Annotated in this window: 17 protein-coding genes and 1 other annotated feature (1 of these 18 running past the window's edge); of the genes, 2 read left to right on the forward strand and 15 right to left on the reverse strand. The window is 55.6% G+C overall.

What is annotated here, in order from left to right:
* Window positions 1-3: 3 nt before the first annotated feature.
* The 12 genes from AC0CW1_RS08105 to AC0CW1_RS08160 all read right to left on the reverse strand — a co-directional run bounded on the left by AC0CW1_RS08105 (window position 4) and on the right by AC0CW1_RS08160 (window position 13,815).
* Complete coding sequence (locus AC0CW1_RS08105) at window positions 4-297, reverse strand: 4Fe-4S binding protein (protein WP_488182560.1); 294 nt, start codon at window positions 295-297, stop codon at window positions 4-6.
* Window positions 294-875, reverse strand: coding sequence for a 2-oxoacid:acceptor oxidoreductase family protein (locus AC0CW1_RS08110; protein ID WP_488182561.1), 582 nt, complete (start codon window positions 873-875; stop codon window positions 294-296). The genes AC0CW1_RS08105 and AC0CW1_RS08110 overlap by 4 nt, the downstream gene beginning before the upstream one ends.
* Window positions 872-2,032: a pyridoxal phosphate-dependent aminotransferase gene (locus tag AC0CW1_RS08115; RefSeq protein ID WP_488182562.1), complete on the reverse strand. Its 1,161-nt coding sequence runs from the start codon at window positions 2,030-2,032 to the stop codon at window positions 872-874. Before AC0CW1_RS08115 ends, AC0CW1_RS08110 begins: the two co-directional genes overlap by 4 nt.
* Window positions 2,033-2,096: 64 nt before the next feature.
* The gene (locus tag AC0CW1_RS08120) at window positions 2,097-3,407 is read right to left on the reverse strand and encodes a phenylacetate--CoA ligase family protein (RefSeq protein WP_488182563.1); all 1,311 of its coding nucleotides are present in this window, start codon (window positions 3,405-3,407) and stop codon (window positions 2,097-2,099) included.
* Between the two features lie 306 nt (window positions 3,408-3,713).
* A complete protein-coding gene (locus tag AC0CW1_RS08125; RefSeq protein WP_488182564.1) occupies window positions 3,714-5,753 on the reverse strand; it encodes an acetoacetate--CoA ligase in 2,040 nt (679 codons plus the stop codon).
* Complete coding sequence (locus tag AC0CW1_RS08130; RefSeq protein WP_488182565.1) at window positions 5,750-7,426, reverse strand: AMP-binding protein; 1,677 nt, start codon at window positions 7,424-7,426, stop codon at window positions 5,750-5,752. The genes AC0CW1_RS08125 and AC0CW1_RS08130 overlap by 4 nt, the downstream gene beginning before the upstream one ends.
* Before the next feature lie 75 nt (window positions 7,427-7,501).
* Complete coding sequence (locus tag AC0CW1_RS08135; RefSeq protein ID WP_488182566.1) at window positions 7,502-8,497, reverse strand: hydroxymethylglutaryl-CoA lyase; 996 nt, start codon at window positions 8,495-8,497, stop codon at window positions 7,502-7,504.
* A 22-nt stretch (window positions 8,498-8,519) separates the two neighbouring features.
* Window positions 8,520-9,737 (reverse strand): acyl-CoA dehydrogenase family protein, encoded by a 1,218-nt coding sequence (locus tag AC0CW1_RS08140; RefSeq protein WP_488182567.1) that lies wholly within the window; start codon window positions 9,735-9,737, stop codon window positions 8,520-8,522.
* 59 nt (window positions 9,738-9,796) lie between these two features.
* Window positions 9,797-11,332 carry an acyl-CoA carboxylase subunit beta gene (locus tag AC0CW1_RS08145; protein ID WP_488182568.1) on the reverse strand — a complete coding sequence of 512 codons (1,536 nt, stop codon included), beginning with the start codon at window positions 11,330-11,332 and terminating at the stop codon, window positions 9,797-9,799.
* A gap of 15 nt (window positions 11,333-11,347) precedes the next feature.
* Window positions 11,348-12,148, reverse strand: coding sequence for an enoyl-CoA hydratase-related protein (locus AC0CW1_RS08150; protein ID WP_488182569.1), 801 nt, complete (start codon window positions 12,146-12,148; stop codon window positions 11,348-11,350).
* Window positions 12,145-12,357: an acetyl-CoA carboxylase biotin carboxyl carrier protein subunit gene (locus tag AC0CW1_RS08155; protein ID WP_488182570.1), complete on the reverse strand. Its 213-nt coding sequence runs from the start codon at window positions 12,355-12,357 to the stop codon at window positions 12,145-12,147. The genes AC0CW1_RS08150 and AC0CW1_RS08155 overlap by 4 nt, the downstream gene beginning before the upstream one ends.
* A 111-nt stretch (window positions 12,358-12,468) precedes the next feature.
* Window positions 12,469-13,815, reverse strand: coding sequence for an acetyl-CoA carboxylase biotin carboxylase subunit (locus tag AC0CW1_RS08160; protein ID WP_488182571.1), 1,347 nt, complete (start codon window positions 13,813-13,815; stop codon window positions 12,469-12,471).
* Window positions 13,816-14,033: 218 nt separating this feature from the next.
* On the opposite strand from AC0CW1_RS08160, the gene AC0CW1_RS08165 reads away from it, so the two are divergent.
* Window positions 14,034-14,540 (forward strand): DUF6125 family protein, encoded by a 507-nt coding sequence (locus tag AC0CW1_RS08165; protein WP_488182572.1) that lies wholly within the window; start codon window positions 14,034-14,036, stop codon window positions 14,538-14,540.
* Window positions 14,541-14,618: 78 nt separating this feature from the next.
* Here the strand turns inward: AC0CW1_RS08165 and AC0CW1_RS08170 are convergent, their stop codons facing one another.
* The 3 genes from AC0CW1_RS08170 to AC0CW1_RS08180 form a co-directional block, all read right to left on the reverse strand.
* On the reverse strand, window positions 14,619-15,173 hold the full coding sequence (locus AC0CW1_RS08170) for a flavodoxin family protein (protein WP_488182573.1): 555 nt from the start codon (window positions 15,171-15,173) through the stop codon (window positions 14,619-14,621).
* Window positions 15,174-15,224: 51 nt separating this feature from the next.
* On the reverse strand, window positions 15,225-15,656 hold the full coding sequence (locus AC0CW1_RS08175; protein ID WP_488182574.1) for a MarR family winged helix-turn-helix transcriptional regulator: 432 nt from the start codon (window positions 15,654-15,656) through the stop codon (window positions 15,225-15,227).
* A gap of 174 nt (window positions 15,657-15,830) precedes the next feature.
* Window positions 15,831-16,727 (reverse strand): damage-control phosphatase ARMT1 family protein, encoded by an 897-nt coding sequence (locus AC0CW1_RS08180; protein WP_488182575.1) that lies wholly within the window; start codon window positions 16,725-16,727, stop codon window positions 15,831-15,833.
* A 343-nt stretch (window positions 16,728-17,070) separates the two neighbouring features.
* Here AC0CW1_RS08180 and AC0CW1_RS08185 point away from each other — a divergent pair, with 343 nt between their 5' ends.
* Window positions 17,071-17,262 carry a hypothetical protein gene (locus tag AC0CW1_RS08185; RefSeq protein WP_488182576.1) on the forward strand — a complete coding sequence of 64 codons (192 nt, stop codon included), beginning with the start codon at window positions 17,071-17,073 and terminating at the stop codon, window positions 17,260-17,262.
* A 125-nt stretch (window positions 17,263-17,387) separates the two neighbouring features.
* Window positions 17,388-17,695, reverse strand: a sequence feature (23S ribosomal RNA rRNA prediction is too short); it runs 562 nt beyond the window's last position.

Consider the following 17,695-nt stretch of genomic DNA (forward strand, 5'->3'; position numbering starts at 1 on the left):
CACTCATCCCCTGCTCATCTGAATCGCCTGAATTGGACACTCGCAAGCACAGATGCCGCAGCCTTTACAAAACTCTTCATCGAGCCGCAGCGCCTTCTCCACCCGATAAATAGCGCCTTCGGGACAGACGAGATAACAGCGCAGGCAGTTCACGCATCTGTCTTCACAGATCGTCGGTCTTTCGAGGCGCCAACCCACGGCGTTGTCGACCAGGTGACCCCCTTGAAAATGGGGCCCGAACGGGTAATCGCGAATGTGTTTCGGTCGCGAAAAAGATTGAATGCGCGGCCTTTTCATGGGCTCACCTTCTTATAGGCCAAGGTCAATGCCTCAAGGTTCCCCGCCACCTGCGACGGCTTCATCTCATGGCGAATCCCCTCAATGGCAGCCTCCAGCGAAATGATCCGCGAGAGTCCGACCAGCGCCCCCAGCATGGCCGTGTTGACGATCGCTTTGCCGATCCCTTTGCGGGCGATAGCCAGGGCGTCAAGGGCGCTCGCTTTTCGCTCAAGCCCTTCCTCGACTCGCCTCTCTTCATCCGGTTTGTCGGCCAGGGCCCGGCCATACCACTCAATGGGATTGGCCGCATTCACGAGCACTGTTCCGCCCGGTTTCAGATCATGCCAAAGAGGCGTCTTCCACAAGGATTCATCAAGGATCACCAGGTAATCACAGCGGGTGACTTCACTGCGATCGGTGATCTTTTGATCGGCAATTCGCGTGAAGGCGGAGACAGGAGCGCCCCGCCGTTCCGGTCCGAAAGAGGGGAACGCTTGGGCGTATTTGTTTTCAAACAACGCAGCCGACAAGCCGAGCAGCCGTGCCGCCGTAAAAGCCCCTTGCCCGCCCCGGCCCAGCCATCGAATTTCAATCATCTGATATACTCCTTTACGCGGAGCAAGCGACGGCCGGCTTCCTCCAGTGTCTCTTTCCGCTTGGCGAAGTGAAAGCGGATCCATCGGTGAACAGGCTCTCGGAAAAAACTTGATCCCGGCACGGCAGCGACGCCGATTTCCTGGGCCAGCCATTGGCAGAAGGTGTCATCTTTTTCATATCCAAAAGGAGAGATGTCCACCATGACGTAATAGGCCCCCTGGGGCGTCGTGTAGGATAAACCGGTCTGATCGAGGTAGTCTAGGAAGGTGTCCCGTTTTTCCCTGTATTCCTCCAACAGTTGCCGATAATACGCTGGAGGCAGACGCAGTGCCGTTACTGCCGCTTCTTGCAGCGGCGCCGCCGCGCCGACAGTCAAGAAATCATGGATCTTGCGCGCGCCATCGATCAGATGGGCCGGTGCGATGACATAGCCGAGACGCCAGCCGGTGATGGCATAGGTTTTGGAGAGAGAGCTGCAGGACAGGGTGCGTTCGAACATCCCCGGCAATGAAGCAAAGTAGATATGTTCGTAAGGCTCATAAACGATGTGTTCATAGACCTCATCGGTGATCACGAAGGTGTCAAACTCTTCGGCCAGGCGAGCGATCACTTCCAGTTCGTCGCGGAGAAAGACCTTGCCGCTGGGGTTGGCCGGGTTGCAGAGGATCAGCGCTTTTGGTTTTTGCGCAAAGGCTTGGCGCAGTTCTGCCTCATCAAAGCGGTATTCCGGAGGGCGCAGGGGGACGTAGATCGGGTGGGCGCCTGTCAAGATCGTGTCGGCCACATAATTCTCATAGAAGGGCGAAAAAACAATCACCTTATCGCCAGGGTCGCAGACCGTCATCATGGCCACCATCATCGCCTCGGTGCTGCCACAGGTAACGACGATATGTTGTTCCGGATCGAGGGGAATGTTCATGAAGGAAGTCTGTTTTCTGGCTAAGGCTTCTCGAAAATGAGGTGCTCCCCAGGTGACAGCATACTGGTGGGGGCCCTCATAGGTCACCCGCTCCAGCGCCTGCAGCAATGCTTGCGGAGGATCGAAATCGGGATAGCCTTGAGACAGGTTGATTGCGCCACAGGCGTTGGCCACCCGTGTCATCCGCCGGATCACCGATTCACCAAAAAACTGAAGTCGACTGCTCGGTTGTGGCATGGCAGGATTCCTTTCTGCACGTTTTCTTCCATGGCTTCCTACATTTAATCGATTGTGCGCCCGCTCAATCACGCAAATCGATGACCCGCTTTGCTTTGTGTGTCGACCGAGGCAGGCTATCGGGCGGAAGCACATTGATTTGCGCCGGACGAACACCCAAGCGGCTTTTGATCCCATGGCTCAGCTTGTCTGCCAACATCTCCGCTGACGCTTCGGGGGAACGACTTTCCACCTCTAGGCGGAACTTGGACAGATGGTTTTCCGTGAACAGGGTGATGCGGTACTCGCCGTTGAGTTCCTTCAGGTTGCGCACAGCATACTCGATGTCACTGGGGAAGATGTTGACTCCAGAAATGATGAACATATCGTCAATCCGACCGAGGACACGGATACGGCTATGAGTGCGGCCGCAGGGGCAGGGCTCGGGCAGTTTTGTGACAATATCACCCGTGCGAAAACGAATCATCGGACGGGCCCGTTTACGAAGCGTCGTCAAGACCATTTCACCGGCTTCTCCAGGCAAAACCGGCTGCTGTGTCTGCGGATCGAGCACCTCCAGCAGGATCTGGTCTTCTACAAGGTGCAATCCATCACGCACCTCGCACATGCCCGCGCAGGCGCCGTAAATATCGGATATGCCGTAGAAATCGTAAATCTCGGCGTTCCACAGTGCTTCGATGGCTTGCCGGGTAGCTGGAATAGAGCCGCCGGGTTCGCCAGCCACAATGATTCGCCGGATGCTTAGGTCTTTGGCGGGATCGAGGCCGTGTTTTTTGGCCGTTTCGCCCAGATACCAAGCGTAGGACGGTGTGGTCCAGGTGACGGTGGGTTGCAATTCTTTCATGATATGTAACAGCCGTTCGGAAGGAATCGCGCCTGCCCAGATGCATAAGGCGCCTAGCTTCTGGGCACCGATGACGTCCGGCCCGCCGACAAAGAGGGTAAAGTTCAAGGCGTGCACATAGCGATCACGAGGCCGCATCCCGGCCGCCCAGAAAAGGCGTGCCTGGGCTTCCTGGAAGTCTTCAAAGTCTTCGGCAGTAAACGGGCTCAAGGTGGCCATCCCCGTGGAACCGCTTGATGCCGAGATATAGACGACCTCTTCTTCCGGCACGGCCAGCATATCGCCGAGAAGAGGAACCTTGGCTTGCCGTTCCCGCTCCACCTGCTTATTGGTAAGAGGAAAACGCTGCAGATCCTCCAGCCTCGTCAACTGGCCAAGCTGAACGCCAACTTGGTCGAAGGCTTCCCGGTAGTAGGGGGATTTTGCATAGGCCCACTCAAGATGTTGCTGCAACTGGCGCAACTGAAATGCTTCCAGCTCGCTCCGAGATAAGGTCTCTATCGACTTATCCCAATATCGTCTCTCACTCAAGAAAATGCCACGTCCTTCTTCGTCGTCATTTTTTAAAAGAAAAAAGACCTGTCACAGCTCTCCCTTTTCTTCGAGAAGAAGGAGAACGCTGCAACAGGCCTTCAGTCTTTCTGATCAGCCCGATGAACCGTGCATTTGGTCAATCCATACTATTCAGGTATGTTTTTATGTATATCGAATTATATTCCTTTGATATGGTTTTGTCAATGGGTTCTTTTGCTTCAATTCCTCGCTCCAACGATACACCTTTCCCGTCGCACTCAGCCTTGGCTCCATCTCCACCGATAAAATGCGGGTTCACGGCCTTCACCCCGATTGAGCCAACAGTTCCCGAAAGACCCCATAGCACGCCAAGGCCTCCGGGTTGACCAATGCGTCCCCATTGGACGGTTCCTGGCCGTGAAGCAGGTCTTTGACAGCCAGTTCGACCTTTTTGCCATTGATCGTATAGGGGATCAGGGGGACCTGGAAGATCCGGTAAGGGACGTGACGGGGGCTGCCCTCCTGGCGCAGAGCTTGGCAGATGGCCTTTGTCATATCCGCTGTCAGTGGCGCATCCTTCTCTGTTTTGACAAAAAGGATGATACGCTCATCATTGTTTCTCCTATATCCGACGGCCAGCGCGTCCTCGACGCCGCTCAGTTTCTCCACGATGCGGTAGATCTCCGCCGTGCCGATGCGGACACCTCCAGGATTCAAGGTAGCGTCAGAGCGGCCGTAGATGATCAGGCTATCTCTTTCGGTGACCTCCAAAAAATCGCCATGGCGCCAGACGCCGGGGTAGGCGCTGAAATAGGCGGCATGATACTTCTGGTCGTCAGGATCGTTCCAAAAGCCGAGCGGCATGGAGGGAAAGGCCGATCGGCAGACCAACTCCCCTTTTTCCCTGTAGACCACCTTGCCCTCAGGGCTGAAGGCTGCCACATCCATCCCGAGGCCGATGCACTGGATTTCGCCGGGGTAGACAGGCAATGTGGGGTTTCCGAGGGCAAAACAGGAGATGATATCGGTGCCGCCGGAGATGGAAGAGAGGCAGACATCGCCGCCGATGCCTTCGTAGATGTAACGAAAACTGTTGGCCGAAAGGGGCGAACCAGTCGACAGGATCGTCCGCAACCGCGATAATGGAAAGGTTTTTCGCGGCGCCAATCCTTCCTGTTCCATGGCGGCAATGTATTTGGCGCTGACGCCCATGATAGAGACGCCCTCTTCGTCGGCGATCTGCCAGAGATGGTCCGGCCGAGGGGAAAAGGGTGAACCGTCATAGAGGAGGACTGTTGCGCCGACGGCCAAAGAGCTGACGAGCCAGTTCCACATCATCCAGCCACAGGTGGTGTAGTAGAAGATGACATCGTCGCGCTTTAGGTCGGTATGCAGGCATAGCTCTTTCAAGTGTTGAATCAGTGTGCCGCCGGCGCTATGGACGATGGCTTTCGGCGCGCCGGTGGTGCCGGAGGAATAGAGGATGTACACGGGGTGATCGGGCGGCAGTTGCGCAAAGGGGAAAGCATCCTTCTCAAGAGGCGGAGGCTCTGAATGTTGACGATGTGCAGGCGCGCCTGCAGATGTCGGGCAAGGCGCTAGATCTCTAAGAAAATCTCCATAGAGGCTCCCCTTCGGAAACGATGTCAGCCGTGCCGCTATGTCCGATCCTTCCTGCCCATAGGGGACCATGATCACTTTATTAATAGAAGGAATTTTTTCTGCCAGGTGGATTACCCGCTCCAGGCAGTCATGTTGGCGGCCGTTGTAGACATAGCTGTCAACGGCAAAGAGGAGCTTCGGCGCGATCTGGCCGAAGCGGTCTGCGGCGGCATGGACGCCAAAGTCAGGCGACGCCGAAGACCAGATGGCGCCGATGGCCGTCGTGGCCGCCATGGCGATGACCGTCTCGATCCGGTTGGGCATATAGCCAGCGATAGTGTCTCCTGGCTGGATGCCTTGGCGGCGCAGCTGTGTCGCCAAGGCGGTAACGGCGGCATAGAGGGCACCATAGGTTATGGTGCGCCGCTGTCCGGCCTCATCGCGAAAGATCAGGGCTGTTCGGTCATCGCGGTAGCGAAGCAGGTTTTCGGCAAAGTTGAGCCGGGCGCCCCTAAACCAGCGTGCCTTCGCCATATCCCCCTCGTTTTCCAAGACCTTCTCATAGGGCTGTGAGGCAATGATCTTGGCGTACTCCCAAAAAGCGCCCCAAAACTCGCCTTTTTCCTCAATGGACCAACGATGCATCTCCTTATAGGATGCAAATCGCCGTCCGGTCTTTTTCCAGACAAAGGCTTGGAAGGCAGTCAGGTTGGACTGGCCGATCCGTTCGGGACTCGGCTGCCAGAGCGGCGCGCCGCTCATGCCGTTTCCACCTGTTGCGCCTCTGTCAGCCCCAACTCTTGAATGTACTTTTCCTTGAGTTTGTATTTTTGGATCTTGCCGGATGCTGTCATGGGATAGGAATCGACAAACCGGATGTAGCGGGGAACTTTGTGTCTCGATATCTTCTCTAGGCAGAACTGGCGCAATTCCTCTTCGGTCATCGTCTCGCCCTCTTTGAGGATGATACAGGCGAGCACCTCTTCGCCGTACTTCATATCGGGCACGCCGACTACCTGCACGTCTCTGATTTTCGGGTGGCTGTAGAGGAATTCTTCGATCTCGCGAGGATAGATGTTCTCGCCGCCACGGATGATCAGATCCTTGGCCCGTCCGGTGATTTTGTAGTAGCCCTCACTGTCACAGACAGCCAGATCACCCGTATGGAGCCAGCCCTCTTCATCGATGGCAACAGCGGTGGCTTCTGGATTTTTGTAGTACCCCTGCATGACGCCAAAACCACGGGCGCAGAGTTCCCCCTGCATCCCTGGTGGGACTTCCTCCCCTGTAGCAGGGTTGACGATCTTCGCCTCTACACCCGGCAAAACCTTGCCCACCGTTGTCACACGCCGCTCCAAGGAATCATCTGTTCGGGTCTGGGTGATGACGGGCGAGAACTCCGTCAGCCCATAGGCGATGGTGATTTCCCTGGCGCCCATCTGGTTCACTACGTTGCGCATCACCTCAATGGGGCATGGCGAGCCAGCCATGATTCCCGTGCGCAGCGACGAGAGATCAAATTGGCGGAATTCAGGATGGGCTAGCTCGGCGATGAACATGGTGGGAACGCCATAGAGGGCGGTGCAGCCTTCCTTTTGTACGGCTTCCAGGACAGCCTTCGCATCAAAGGTCTCGATAGGGATCATGGCGGCGCCTTTGACGACACAGGCGAGAGAACTCATGACACAGCCAAAGCAGTGGAACAGCGGCACAGGGAAGCAAAGGCGGTCCTGCTCGGTCAGGTTCTGGCTCTCAGCGACGGCTTTGGCGTTATTGATGATGTTGAAGTGGCTCAACATGACGCCCTTGGGGAATCCCGTCGTCCCGGAGGTGTACTGCATGTTGATCGTCTCATCCGGGTGCAAGGAACGCTGGCGCTCCGCCACGGCTTCATCGGACACCCCTTCACCACACCGGAGGAGATCGTTCCAACTGAACATGCCCGGATGTTTCTCCTCCGGATCGCGCCCAATGAAAACGACATTGCGCAACAAGGGAAGGCGCGAGCTCTTCAAATGGCCGGGCTCACTCTCATGCAACTCCGGGCAGATCTCGTTGATCCTGTCGATGTAACGGTTGTCGCGGACGCCATCGATCAATAAGAGGGTCGTTGAGTCGGACTGGCGCAGGAGGTATTCCAACTCATAGGTGCGGTAGTTGGTGTTCACCGTCACTAGCACGGCGCCCATCTTGGCGCTCCCAAACTGGAGGTAGAGCCATTCGGGGTAGTTGGTCGCCCAGATGGCCACGTTGTCCCCTTTTTTTACGCCAAGGGCCATCAAGCCTTTGGCCACCTGATCGGCCTTTTCCTTAAACTGCCGGTAGTTGAGGCGTAAATTCCGGTAATCGGTGTAGATAAGGGCGTCCCGTTCGGCAAACTTGTTTGCCCTGTCATCCAACAACTCCCCGATGGTGCAACGCAGCAAGTCGGGCATAAGCAGCCTCCTTGTTTCATCGGTCTTCCCGTGATTTTGAATCAGTTTCCATCGGTTCTGGTCATTCTCCATCCTTTAATCCAGTGCCCCCTGCTCCCGCCGGGGCGAATGGCATACAGGTCCACAACGAAGCACGTTGGCGCGAAGGGTCCTCCCCATCACTTGTTCCACTTCGACGCCCAGTCCGCATAGACCGGGAAGGTCAATCCCCGTCTCTACCCCCATCTCCTGGAGCATCGCCACCAGGTCTTCCGTGCAGGTGTTGCCGCCATGTCCGGCCTGGCTGGGCGCGGCGCCCGTTCGCGCTTGCCCGCCGATAGCCCCGAGGGAACTGTCCAAGTAGACAAAACCCTTCAACAGGGCCATCAGGTTGTTGGCCAACCCTGTCCCGCGGGTGTCATGGAAATGAAGGATCAGATCGGTTTCAACAAACCCCTGATCACGCAGAAAATCGAGCAACTGGGCGACCTGGCGGGGATTGGCCATCCCTGTCGTGTCACCCAGCCCGATCTGGGCAGCGCCACATTCCTTCCACCACCTGGCCAACCGCGCCACCTCTTCAAAGGGCACATCACCCATAAAGGGACAGCCGAAAGCCGTCAGCACCCAGCCAATGACGTCATGACCGCTGTCGACGGCCTGGCGGGCCAAGCTCTCCAAGCGTTGCATGTTCTCTTGGCGGTCCATCTTGACATTGTGGCGGTTATAGGCATCTGTAGCGGCGAGCACCAGGGAGATCTCGTCGACGCCATAGCCTTCCGCCTTGGCCGCCACCGCCCTCGCCATGGCCCGGTTTGTTGTAACGATGGCGCGAAACCGCACGCCAGGAAGGCGGTCGATCGATTGCAACACCCTTTCCGCATCGTTAAACTGCGGCAGGTACTGGGGATGGGCAAAGCTGGTCGCCTCCAGGCGGGTGAAACCGGCCTGCTGGATCCGGTTGATGATGCGCACCTTGTCCGCCGTGGGAATGAAGGCGCCTTCGTTTTGCAGGCCATCGCGGGCCCAGCATTCTCCAATGATCGCCTTCTGCGGCAAAGGGCAGTTTTTCATCCATGACGCTTCTCGCATGGCCTTTCCTCCCCTGTTCCGGTTAGCGGGCAGCAAGCCGCTTCTGCTGCGTCTCTTGATTGACCGGACTGTCAGCCATGACGTCCTTTTTTTCCTTAGTAAAACAACCCAACTGTCGCGCGATGACGACGCGCAAGATCTCAGAGGTTCCTTCCCCGATCTCGCAAAGCTTGGCGTCGCGCAGGTACCGTTCTACCGGAAATTCGCTCACATAGCCATAGCCGCCATGGATCTGAATCGCTTCCAAGGCCGCCTTCGTAGCGATTTCCGAGGCGTACAGTTTCGCCATGGCCGCCTCTTTGCTGTAGGAACGTCCGTTGTCTTTCAGCCATGCTGCTTTGTGAACCATGTTGCGAGCCACTTCTACCTGCATGGCCATATCGGCAAGCTTAAAGGCGATGGCTTGAAATTTGGAGATGTGCTGCCCGAACTGGCTTCGCTCTTTGGCGTACTTGAGAGCCGCATCCAATGAAGCCTGGGCGATGCCGACGGCCAGCGCCCCGATGGCGATGCGCCCGCCGTCGAGGACCTTTAGGAACTGCTTAAACCCCAGTCCCCGTTGGCCAAGCAGGTTCTCTTCTGGCACCTTCACCTCATCAAAAAAAAGTTCACAGGTGTTTGAAGCCCGCATGCCCAGCTTTTCGTAGCGGGAACGGACCGTATATCCCGGCGTTCCGGTAGGAATGATAAAGGAACTGATCGATCCATAGACATTGCCCTTGTCGGTGACTGCCGTGGCAACGACACAACCGGCATAGGAGGCGTTCGTGATCCAGCACTTGCTTCCGTTGATCACCCAGTGGCCATCTTCCAGATGGGCCTTCGTCTGGGTGCCGCCGGCGTCAGAGCCGGCGTTCGGTTCGGTCAAGCCGAAGGCGCCCAGGAATTCGCCGCGGCACAGGGGCGCCAGCCATTTTTCTTGTTGTTCCTTCGTCCCGAAGAGATAGAAGGGCGAGCAGCCCAAGGAGATATGGGCCGCATAGGAGAGGGCTGTCGCAGCACAGCAACGGGCGATCTCTTCCACAGCCAAGGCATAGGCGGTGGTGTCACCGCCGGCTCCGCCCACCTCTTCGGGAAAAGGCAATCCCAAAAGCCCCAGTTCACCCATCTGCCGGAAGATATGGATGGGGAATTCCCCTGTCTTATCCCGGTCAGCCGCCCCTGGCGCGATTTTTTCCTGAGCAAACTCCCTCGCTAGTAGCTGCACCGCTTCCTGTTCAGGTGAAAGGGCAAAGTTCACGGCAAAGCACCTCCATTTATTTTGAAATTTCTGAATATTTTACACCCGGTGACACCGGTTTAGACCGGCGTCACCGCATGTTTGCGTTCCGAAAAAACCATCTTTTTACTCTGGTAGAATCCAAAACGCCGGATCAGATCTTCCCGGAGCCGCTCCGGCCGGACGACAGCGTCAACAACCAGCTCCGACGCCAAGTGGGCCAGGCAGATGTCTTCCTGATACTCCTGTCGGCGCGCTTCGATGAAGGCAGGACGTTCCTCTGGCGGGAGATCGGCAATTTTTTTCGAATAGACGGCGTTCACTGCCGCTTCGGGTCCCATCACGGCGATGCTGGCAGTCGGCAAGGCCAGGCAAGCGTCCGGCTCGAAGGCAGGGCCGCACATGGCGTAGAGGCCGGCCCCGTAGGCTTTGCGAACAACAACGGAGATCTTGGGCACCGTCGCTTCCGAGATGGCGCAGATCATCTTGGCGCCGTGACGGATGATACCGGCGCGCTCAACCTTAGTGCCGATCATGAAGCCGGGCACATCCATCAGAAAGAGCAGGGGAATGTGGAAAGCGTCACAGAGTTGGACGAAACGGGTCGCCTTGTCGGCTGAATCGATGAAGAGCACACCGCCTTTGACCCGCGGCTGGTTGGCCACAATCCCGATCGTTTTCCCTCCCAGCCTCGCCAATCCGGTGATCACTTCGCCGGCAAAGAGTTTTTTCACTTCCAGAAAACTCCCGCCGTCGACGATGGCTTCGATGAATTCGTGCATGTCAAAAGGCGCGTTGATGTTCGTCGGGATAATGTCCGTAATGGGCCGCTTACCTTCCTTCGGCAGCACGGCCTCGACGGCGGCTGGGCTTTCCTGGCAGTTTTGAGGGAAGTAGCTGAGATACCGGCGACAGAGTTCGATGGCTTCTTCCTCGCTTTTGACGAGAAAATCGCCGCAACCGGAAACGGAACAGTGCATGCGGGCTCCACCCATCTCTTCCAGGGTCACCTTTTCGCCGATGACCATTTCGGCCATGCGCGGCGATCCCAGGTACATGCTGGCGTTGCCTTCAACCATGACGACGATGTCGCAAAAAGCCGGAATATAGGCGCCGCCAGCGGCCGAAGGGCCGAAGAGCAGACAGATCTGGGGCACCCGTCCCGACAGCATCACCTGATGATAGAAGATACGCCCTGCGCCTCGTCGCCCAGGAAACATTTCCACCTGATCGGTGATCCGGGCGCCGGCGGAGTCGACAAGATAGAGGATCGGAATGTTCAAGTCTAGGGCCGTCTCTTGGATGCGAAGGATTTTTTCTACCGTCCGCTGCCCCCAACTGCCCGCTTTTACGGTGGAGTCGTTGGCCATGACACAGACGGGACGGCCATGGATGGTGCCTACCATGCAGATGACGCCGTCGGCAGGCAGGTCCTCAGCCAGGCAGTTGGCCAGCAAAGCATCTTCCACAGCGCTGTCTGGATCGAGCAGTCGGGCGATCCGTTCACGGGCAAAGCTTTTGCCCAGACGAGCATTGGCCGCATGGTATTTCTCGGCGCCGCCGGCATAGGCTTTTTCCATCAATTCATCGAGATCCCTCTGTTGCGCCTTCGCCATGGTCTATCTCCCCCCTCATTCTCCCCGAAACTGAGGCGCCCGCTTCTCCTTAAAGGCTTGCAGGGCTTCCGTGCGATCGGCTGTGGGGATGCATACCTCATAGGCCTTGCTTTCCAGCGCCAATCCCGTGCGGAGTTCCGCTTCGATGCCATAATTGATGGCATACTTGGCCTGCTGCAGCGCGACGGGCCCATTTTTCAAAATTTCCTCGGCCAGCCCTTGGACAGCCTGCATCAGTTCCGGCGCCGACACGACTTGGTTGACCAGGCCGATGTGGGCCGCCTCTTGGGCCTTGATGACACGGGCCGTAAAGATCAGTTCCTTCGCTCTACCGGCGCCGATCAGACGGCTCAGCCGCTGGGTGCCGCCAGCGCCCGGCAGGATGGCCAGCCGCGTCTCCGTCAGCCCCAGCACGGCATGATGGGCAGCGATGCGGAGATCGGCCGCCAGGGCCAGCTCCGTCCCGCCGCCCAAGGCAATGCCATTGACTGCCGCAATGACCGGTTGCGGCAGTGTTTCAATGTCGTTCATCGTCTCTCGAATCATGTATATATACTCGCGCACCTGCAAGGGCGTCATGGCGGCTCGCTCTTTTAAGTCAGCGCCGGCGCTGAAGGCCTTTTCGCCGGCGCCGGTGAAGACGACCAAATGAACCTGCGGCTGAAACCGCAGCGACTGGCAAATCGTCCGGATGGCTTGCAGCGTCTTCAGGTCCAGCGCGTTCATGACCTCAGGCCGGTTTATCGTCACGATCGCCACAGAGCCTTGCAGGCACACTTGGACCGTTGAACTGGGACTTTCTACGGTTGTGCTCATTCGACAATCATGAGGACATCGCCTTCGTTGACGAAGTCACCCTCAGCCACCTTCACTTCTACGACAGTCCCGGCCAATCTGGCCTGGACGGGAATCTCCATCTTCATCGATTCCAAGATGACTACATCCTGGTCGGCTTGAACAGACGCGCCCGGCTCCACGTGGATTCGAAAAACGGTGCCCGCCATATCGGCTAGGATCTTCTTCATCGCCTTCATCCCTCCTGTTTTTTCCTTCCGCCCATGCTGTCGATCCCGTGATTCAATCGGCCTTCTGGACGGCTATGGTATCCATCTCTCCGCCCTTTTCTGGCCTTTCCCTTACTGCCGTCTCCCCAGGTGTTCCTGCAGAAAACGTGTCGTCACCCGCCCGGCCAGGTATTCCTCATGGGTCAGCAATTCCTGCAACAAGGGTAGGTTCGTCTGAATCCCTTCGACGACAATGGTGGGAAGGATCTCTTTCCACTTCTCAATCGCCTCCTGCCGGCTTCCGCCGTGAACAATGATCTTGGCGATCAAGGGGTCATAGTAGGGGGTGATCCGGCTGCCTGCCGAAACCCAGCTATCGACGCGGACACCCTGTCCTTCTGGGAAAGACAGCTTCGTGATCGTTCCTGGCGAAGGCAGGAATGTGACCGGATGTTCCGCATAGAGGCGAAACTCGATGGCATGCCCTTTGGGGGCAATGGACGCTTGGTCCCATGTCAGCCGCTCCCCTGCAGCAATGGCGATCTGTTCCTTGACGATGTCCACAGCCGTCACCATCTCGGTCACTGGATGTTCTACTTGCAAGCGTGTGTTCATTTCAAGAAAATAAAAACGCCCGTCCTCATCGACGAGAAACTCCATTGTGCCTGCATTGACATAACCTAGGGACTTGACGGCCTGAACAGCCACGTTGCCCATCTGCGCAATGAGCGTTCTCGGCACCAACGGCGCTGGCGCTTCTTCGACCACCTTTTGGTTGCGCCGCTGAATCGAGCATTCCCTTTCTCCCAGGTGTATGGCATTGCCGTAGCGGTCAGCCAGCACCTGGATCTCCACATGGCGGCAAGCGCGATAGTATTTTTCGATGAAAACCATGCCATTGCCAAAGTATCGAACAGCGCGACTGGCGCAACCTTCCCATGCCGCTGTCAATTCTTCTTCGTTCTGGGCGATCTGCATCCCAATGCCGCCGCCGCCAGCAGCGGCTTTGACAAGGACGGGATATCCCGCTGCTTGCGCCGCCTGCAACACCTCGTCAAAGGAAGCGGCTGGTTCGAAAGTCCCCGGCGCGACAGGCACCCCCAGCGTGGACATAATGCGGCGCGCCTGCACCTTGTTGCCCATGTCATGGATGATCGCCGGTGAAGGGCCGATGAAGGTCAGTCCCGCATCCGCACAGTCCTGGGCAAAACCATGGTTTTCCGATAGCAATCCGTAGCCGGGATGAATGGCGTCGGCGCCGCAAGCCAGCGCCGTTGCGATAATCTTGTCCCCATTCAGGTAGCTCTGCGCCACTGGCGGCGGACCAATCGGGTAGGCTTCATCTGCCCCTTGCACATGGGCCGATTCGGCGTCGGCATCGGAGTAGATAGCTACCGTCCCGATGCCCAGTTCCCGGGCCGCTCGGATGATGCGAAGGGCGATCTCTCCGCGGTTGGCGATGAGAATTTTTTTGAACAACCGCTCACCTCCAGAACGAAGCAAGTTGCTCATGGTGACTCCGGTTTTTGCGCCGACCTGTCATCAAGAGCACAGTCACTATTTTAATAATTTTCGAAAAATTTTGTCAATACTCTTGTACGGCAATAAAAGGTTTTTCTTGGCTTTGCTCGTATATATAGCCATAGCGGTTCTCTCCCAAGAGAATTGGCCAGGAAAAATGTTTTGGAGGTACGGTAATGAAGCCATTGGATTGGGAAAAGGAGAAGTTTTCAGAATTTATCGAAGACTTAGCCAAGCGCTGGCTGGCCCATGATGGGCTTTGGTTTCAGGCCATCGAGAAAACATACGGCATGGCCGCTGCCATCGAGGCAGACAAAGCCGCCTGGGAACGCTTCAGCCCCATCGAAGCCCAGCGCATCAAAAAATTCTTGGGATTACCTGAACAGGGCGGCCTTGATGCTTTGGAGCAAGCGCTGCAATACCGGCTCTATGCCTTTATCAATGAACAATCGATCGTCCGCGAGTCGCCAAACAAACTCATCTTCCGGATGATTGACTGCCGGGTGCAGTCTGCCCGGGAGAGAAAAAAGATGGACCTCTTCCCCTGCAAGGAAGTCGGTATCGTCGAGTATACGACCTTTGCCCAAGCCATCGACTCCCGGATCCAGACACGCTGCCTCCAGTGCCCGCCTGATCCCAAGAGCGACGGTTACTGCGCCTGGGAGTTTACGCTGGAGCCATAAGCAAGGGGCGCACCCAAAAGCCCCTGACCATCAAATGGCCAGGGGCTTCATTATCAAACATCCACCACTTTGTATATGTTATTCTGCCAACCAACGGCCGAGCGCGCGCGCTTCTTCAAGGGTCTCTTTTTGCTTCTCTACATCACCAGGCATACCGCAACGACCTGCCGCGAGGATTTTGTATTCGCCAAAACCGACCATTTGCAACATCTTCCCGGCATTCTCGAAATAGGGCATGAATGCGCCTTTGTCTGGCTGGCCTTGCGTCACCGCCCAGAGCACCTTCTTGCCTGGTGTCAATTTGCTGCTGTAATCAGCGTTCATGAAGGCAAAAAGTCGATCGACAAGGAGTTTCAACTGACCTGTCATCTGCCACATATAGACAGGCGTGCCGAAAATGACGGCCTTGGCATCCTTGATATCTTCGAGAATCGCAGCCGCCTCATCTCGAACGACACAGTTCTCCTGTCGCTTGCATCCAAAACAGCTTTGGCAGCCTTTGATCTGCATCTCGTTGAGGTGGTATTGCTTTACTTGAGCGCCCTTTTCTTCGGCGCCACGAGCCACTTCCTGCACCAGTGCTTCTGTATTGACGCCCTTGCGCGGACTTCCCATCAAGGCAACGATCTTCATGTTAAAACCCTCCACTTTTCCTTTTATTCTCCTTGATGACCCTTACAGCCATCAATCAGGCCAGTGTACGTTCCCCTTCTCCAGGAGCCTTTCCAGCAGTACTGCTTCTTCTTCCGTGAAAGGAAGATAGAATTGCTCGATCAATTTACGAGATATCTCGTCGAAGATCGGCTGAAAAGCAATCCCTTTATCTGTAAGCTTGACCCAGGTGACCCGTTGATCTTCTTGACATTTCACTTTGATCACATAGTGATTGCGGATCAACTTGTCGACCAGATAGGTTATCGTCGATTTATCTCGCTTGACCCGTTGCGCTAGGTCCTTCATGGTCAACTGGCCTTGGTTCTTGTACAAGGCGGCAAGAATGTGGCCCTGGGAGACGATGATATCGTCAATCCCCTGATCTCTCAGTTGCTGCTCCAGAAACTGATGAACCTTTCCCCGGACGCGGCCGATCAGATAGATGGCGCTGTTCTTTCGCATGGCACACTTCCTCTCGCAGGTCCCCACTCCCTTTCGCCTGCTCTTGACACCCCGTTTTTAGTTTGATATCAAACTTTATGCTCTTATTTTAGTTTTATATCAAAGTACTGTCAAGACCTTTTGAAAAATGACTTCAATCATCTTCCAGGCTCACCTGCAGGGGCTCGGCCAAGGCTATGATCTTCGGTTTTCTAGATAGAGGTGGTTCCCCTTGAGCACACATATATCGTGCATGTTTTTCTTCAAGTGACTGGCAATGAAGGGGCATTTGACCATAAAGACAAAATAGGCGCTTCTTTCGTCTTGTTTTGCCGTCTCCAGGTTCCCCATTCCCTTCAGCAAGACCAGGTCGCATTCCCGGTATAACTGCTGAAATTCCGGTGTGCATTGCTCTAAGATGGTGCCTGGCACGACAGAACCACTGGATACAACAGTGGCAAAACGGTCAATGCCGACTTCGAGGGCTTCTTTCATGGTCACATCATTGAGGATGGGCTGACCCCGAACGGCAAAAAGGATTTCCAACCGGGGATAGAGGCGGCGCAGGGTCTCCAGCACAAGGAGGTCTAAGACCACCTCTCCACAGTTGTCCCCGATGTAGAGTAGCCGACGAGCATCAGCCAATTCCTTCTTCAATGAATCCAAGTCAGAGTATTCTTCGTCTGCTTTGGCTTTCTCCAGGATCATCGACTGCACATAGTCGGGTTCCAGATCGCCGATAATCCCAAAGTCAATGATATTTGCGGCAGCGCTGAGGCAGATGGCCTGTTTCAAAGGGTCAGCGCTTTCATCGATCATGGCGCGAAAACGCTGTGATAGCCTTTCCATTTCCCGGTTATACAACTGCTTTTCTTCCAAGTAGAGATCATCCACAGCCAGGTGTTTTTGAATGACTTGCTGGTATTCCAAGGCAAGAGCCGGCGCACTTGTGTCCCGGCGGATCTGACCGGCAAAGCGGCGCAAGGTGTCATCGATGACGCGGTAACGCGCTTCTTCGTCCTCGATAAATCGTTCTGCCGTCTGTTTCAATTGGCCGACTACACAAGGAATGCACTCAAAAAACAGCTTCATTCTGAATCGCTCCTGCTTCTTCTTTATTTGAACGTCCATTTCTGACTCAAAGATTTATCCATAATTTCTTTAAAAATTCATTGAAATCCTTCCTCAATCCCTCTTTATCTTCATAAGTTTTTACAGAAACCTATTCTCTGGAAGGGATACCACTGTCCCATACATTGAGCATGCTCTTGCTACTGACCTGTATCCAAGGACTGGCTCACTCTTTCAGCACAGATGGTTATTTTTCGGTGATTTTTCTTTTTTCGGAATTTTTTTCTTGACTTTGCGCATGTTATTTTATATATTTATCGTAATACTCTAAAATCAAAGCAGTAAAAGAAGCGAGGTGTTGGTCATGACCGAAAGCCAGGTGTTGCACCGACTAAACCGGTACTGCCACATGAAAGGGATGCCTATGAAGGAAAAATTGTTCTACGCGAAACTGATCGCCACGATGGACCTGGAGTCCGGTCAGTACACTACAGAGACTGAACGGCGGAATTTGGAGCAGTTTTCTGCTTCTATTGATAAGCTGCGCAACCCGTGACTTTAGAACGTCACCTAAAAACGGCAAATACAAAAGGCCATAGCACGGTTTGCTATGGCCTTTCGTATTTATTCCTTCAAAACTGAACAGAGTGTTTCGTAAAGCAGCAAGTGAAGGTCAAGTCCTCGACCGATTCGTACCCGTCGACTGAACGCCTCACGGCGCGTACATCTCGGGCCGATCTACCAGGTCATCTTCCTGGGGTCTTACCTCTTTCGAGTGGGAAGTCTCATCTTTGGGTCGGTTTCGCGCTTAGATGCTTTCAGCGCTTATCCGCTCCCGACATAGCTACCCAGCGCTGCCGTTGGCACGACAACTGGGACACCAGCGGTCGGTCCACCCCGGTCCTCTCGTACTAGGGGCAGCTCCCGTCAAACTTCCTCCGCCTGCGATGGATAGGGACCGAACTGTCTCACGACGTTCTGAACCCAGC

This window comes from Heliomicrobium sulfidophilum (assembly GCF_057715735.1).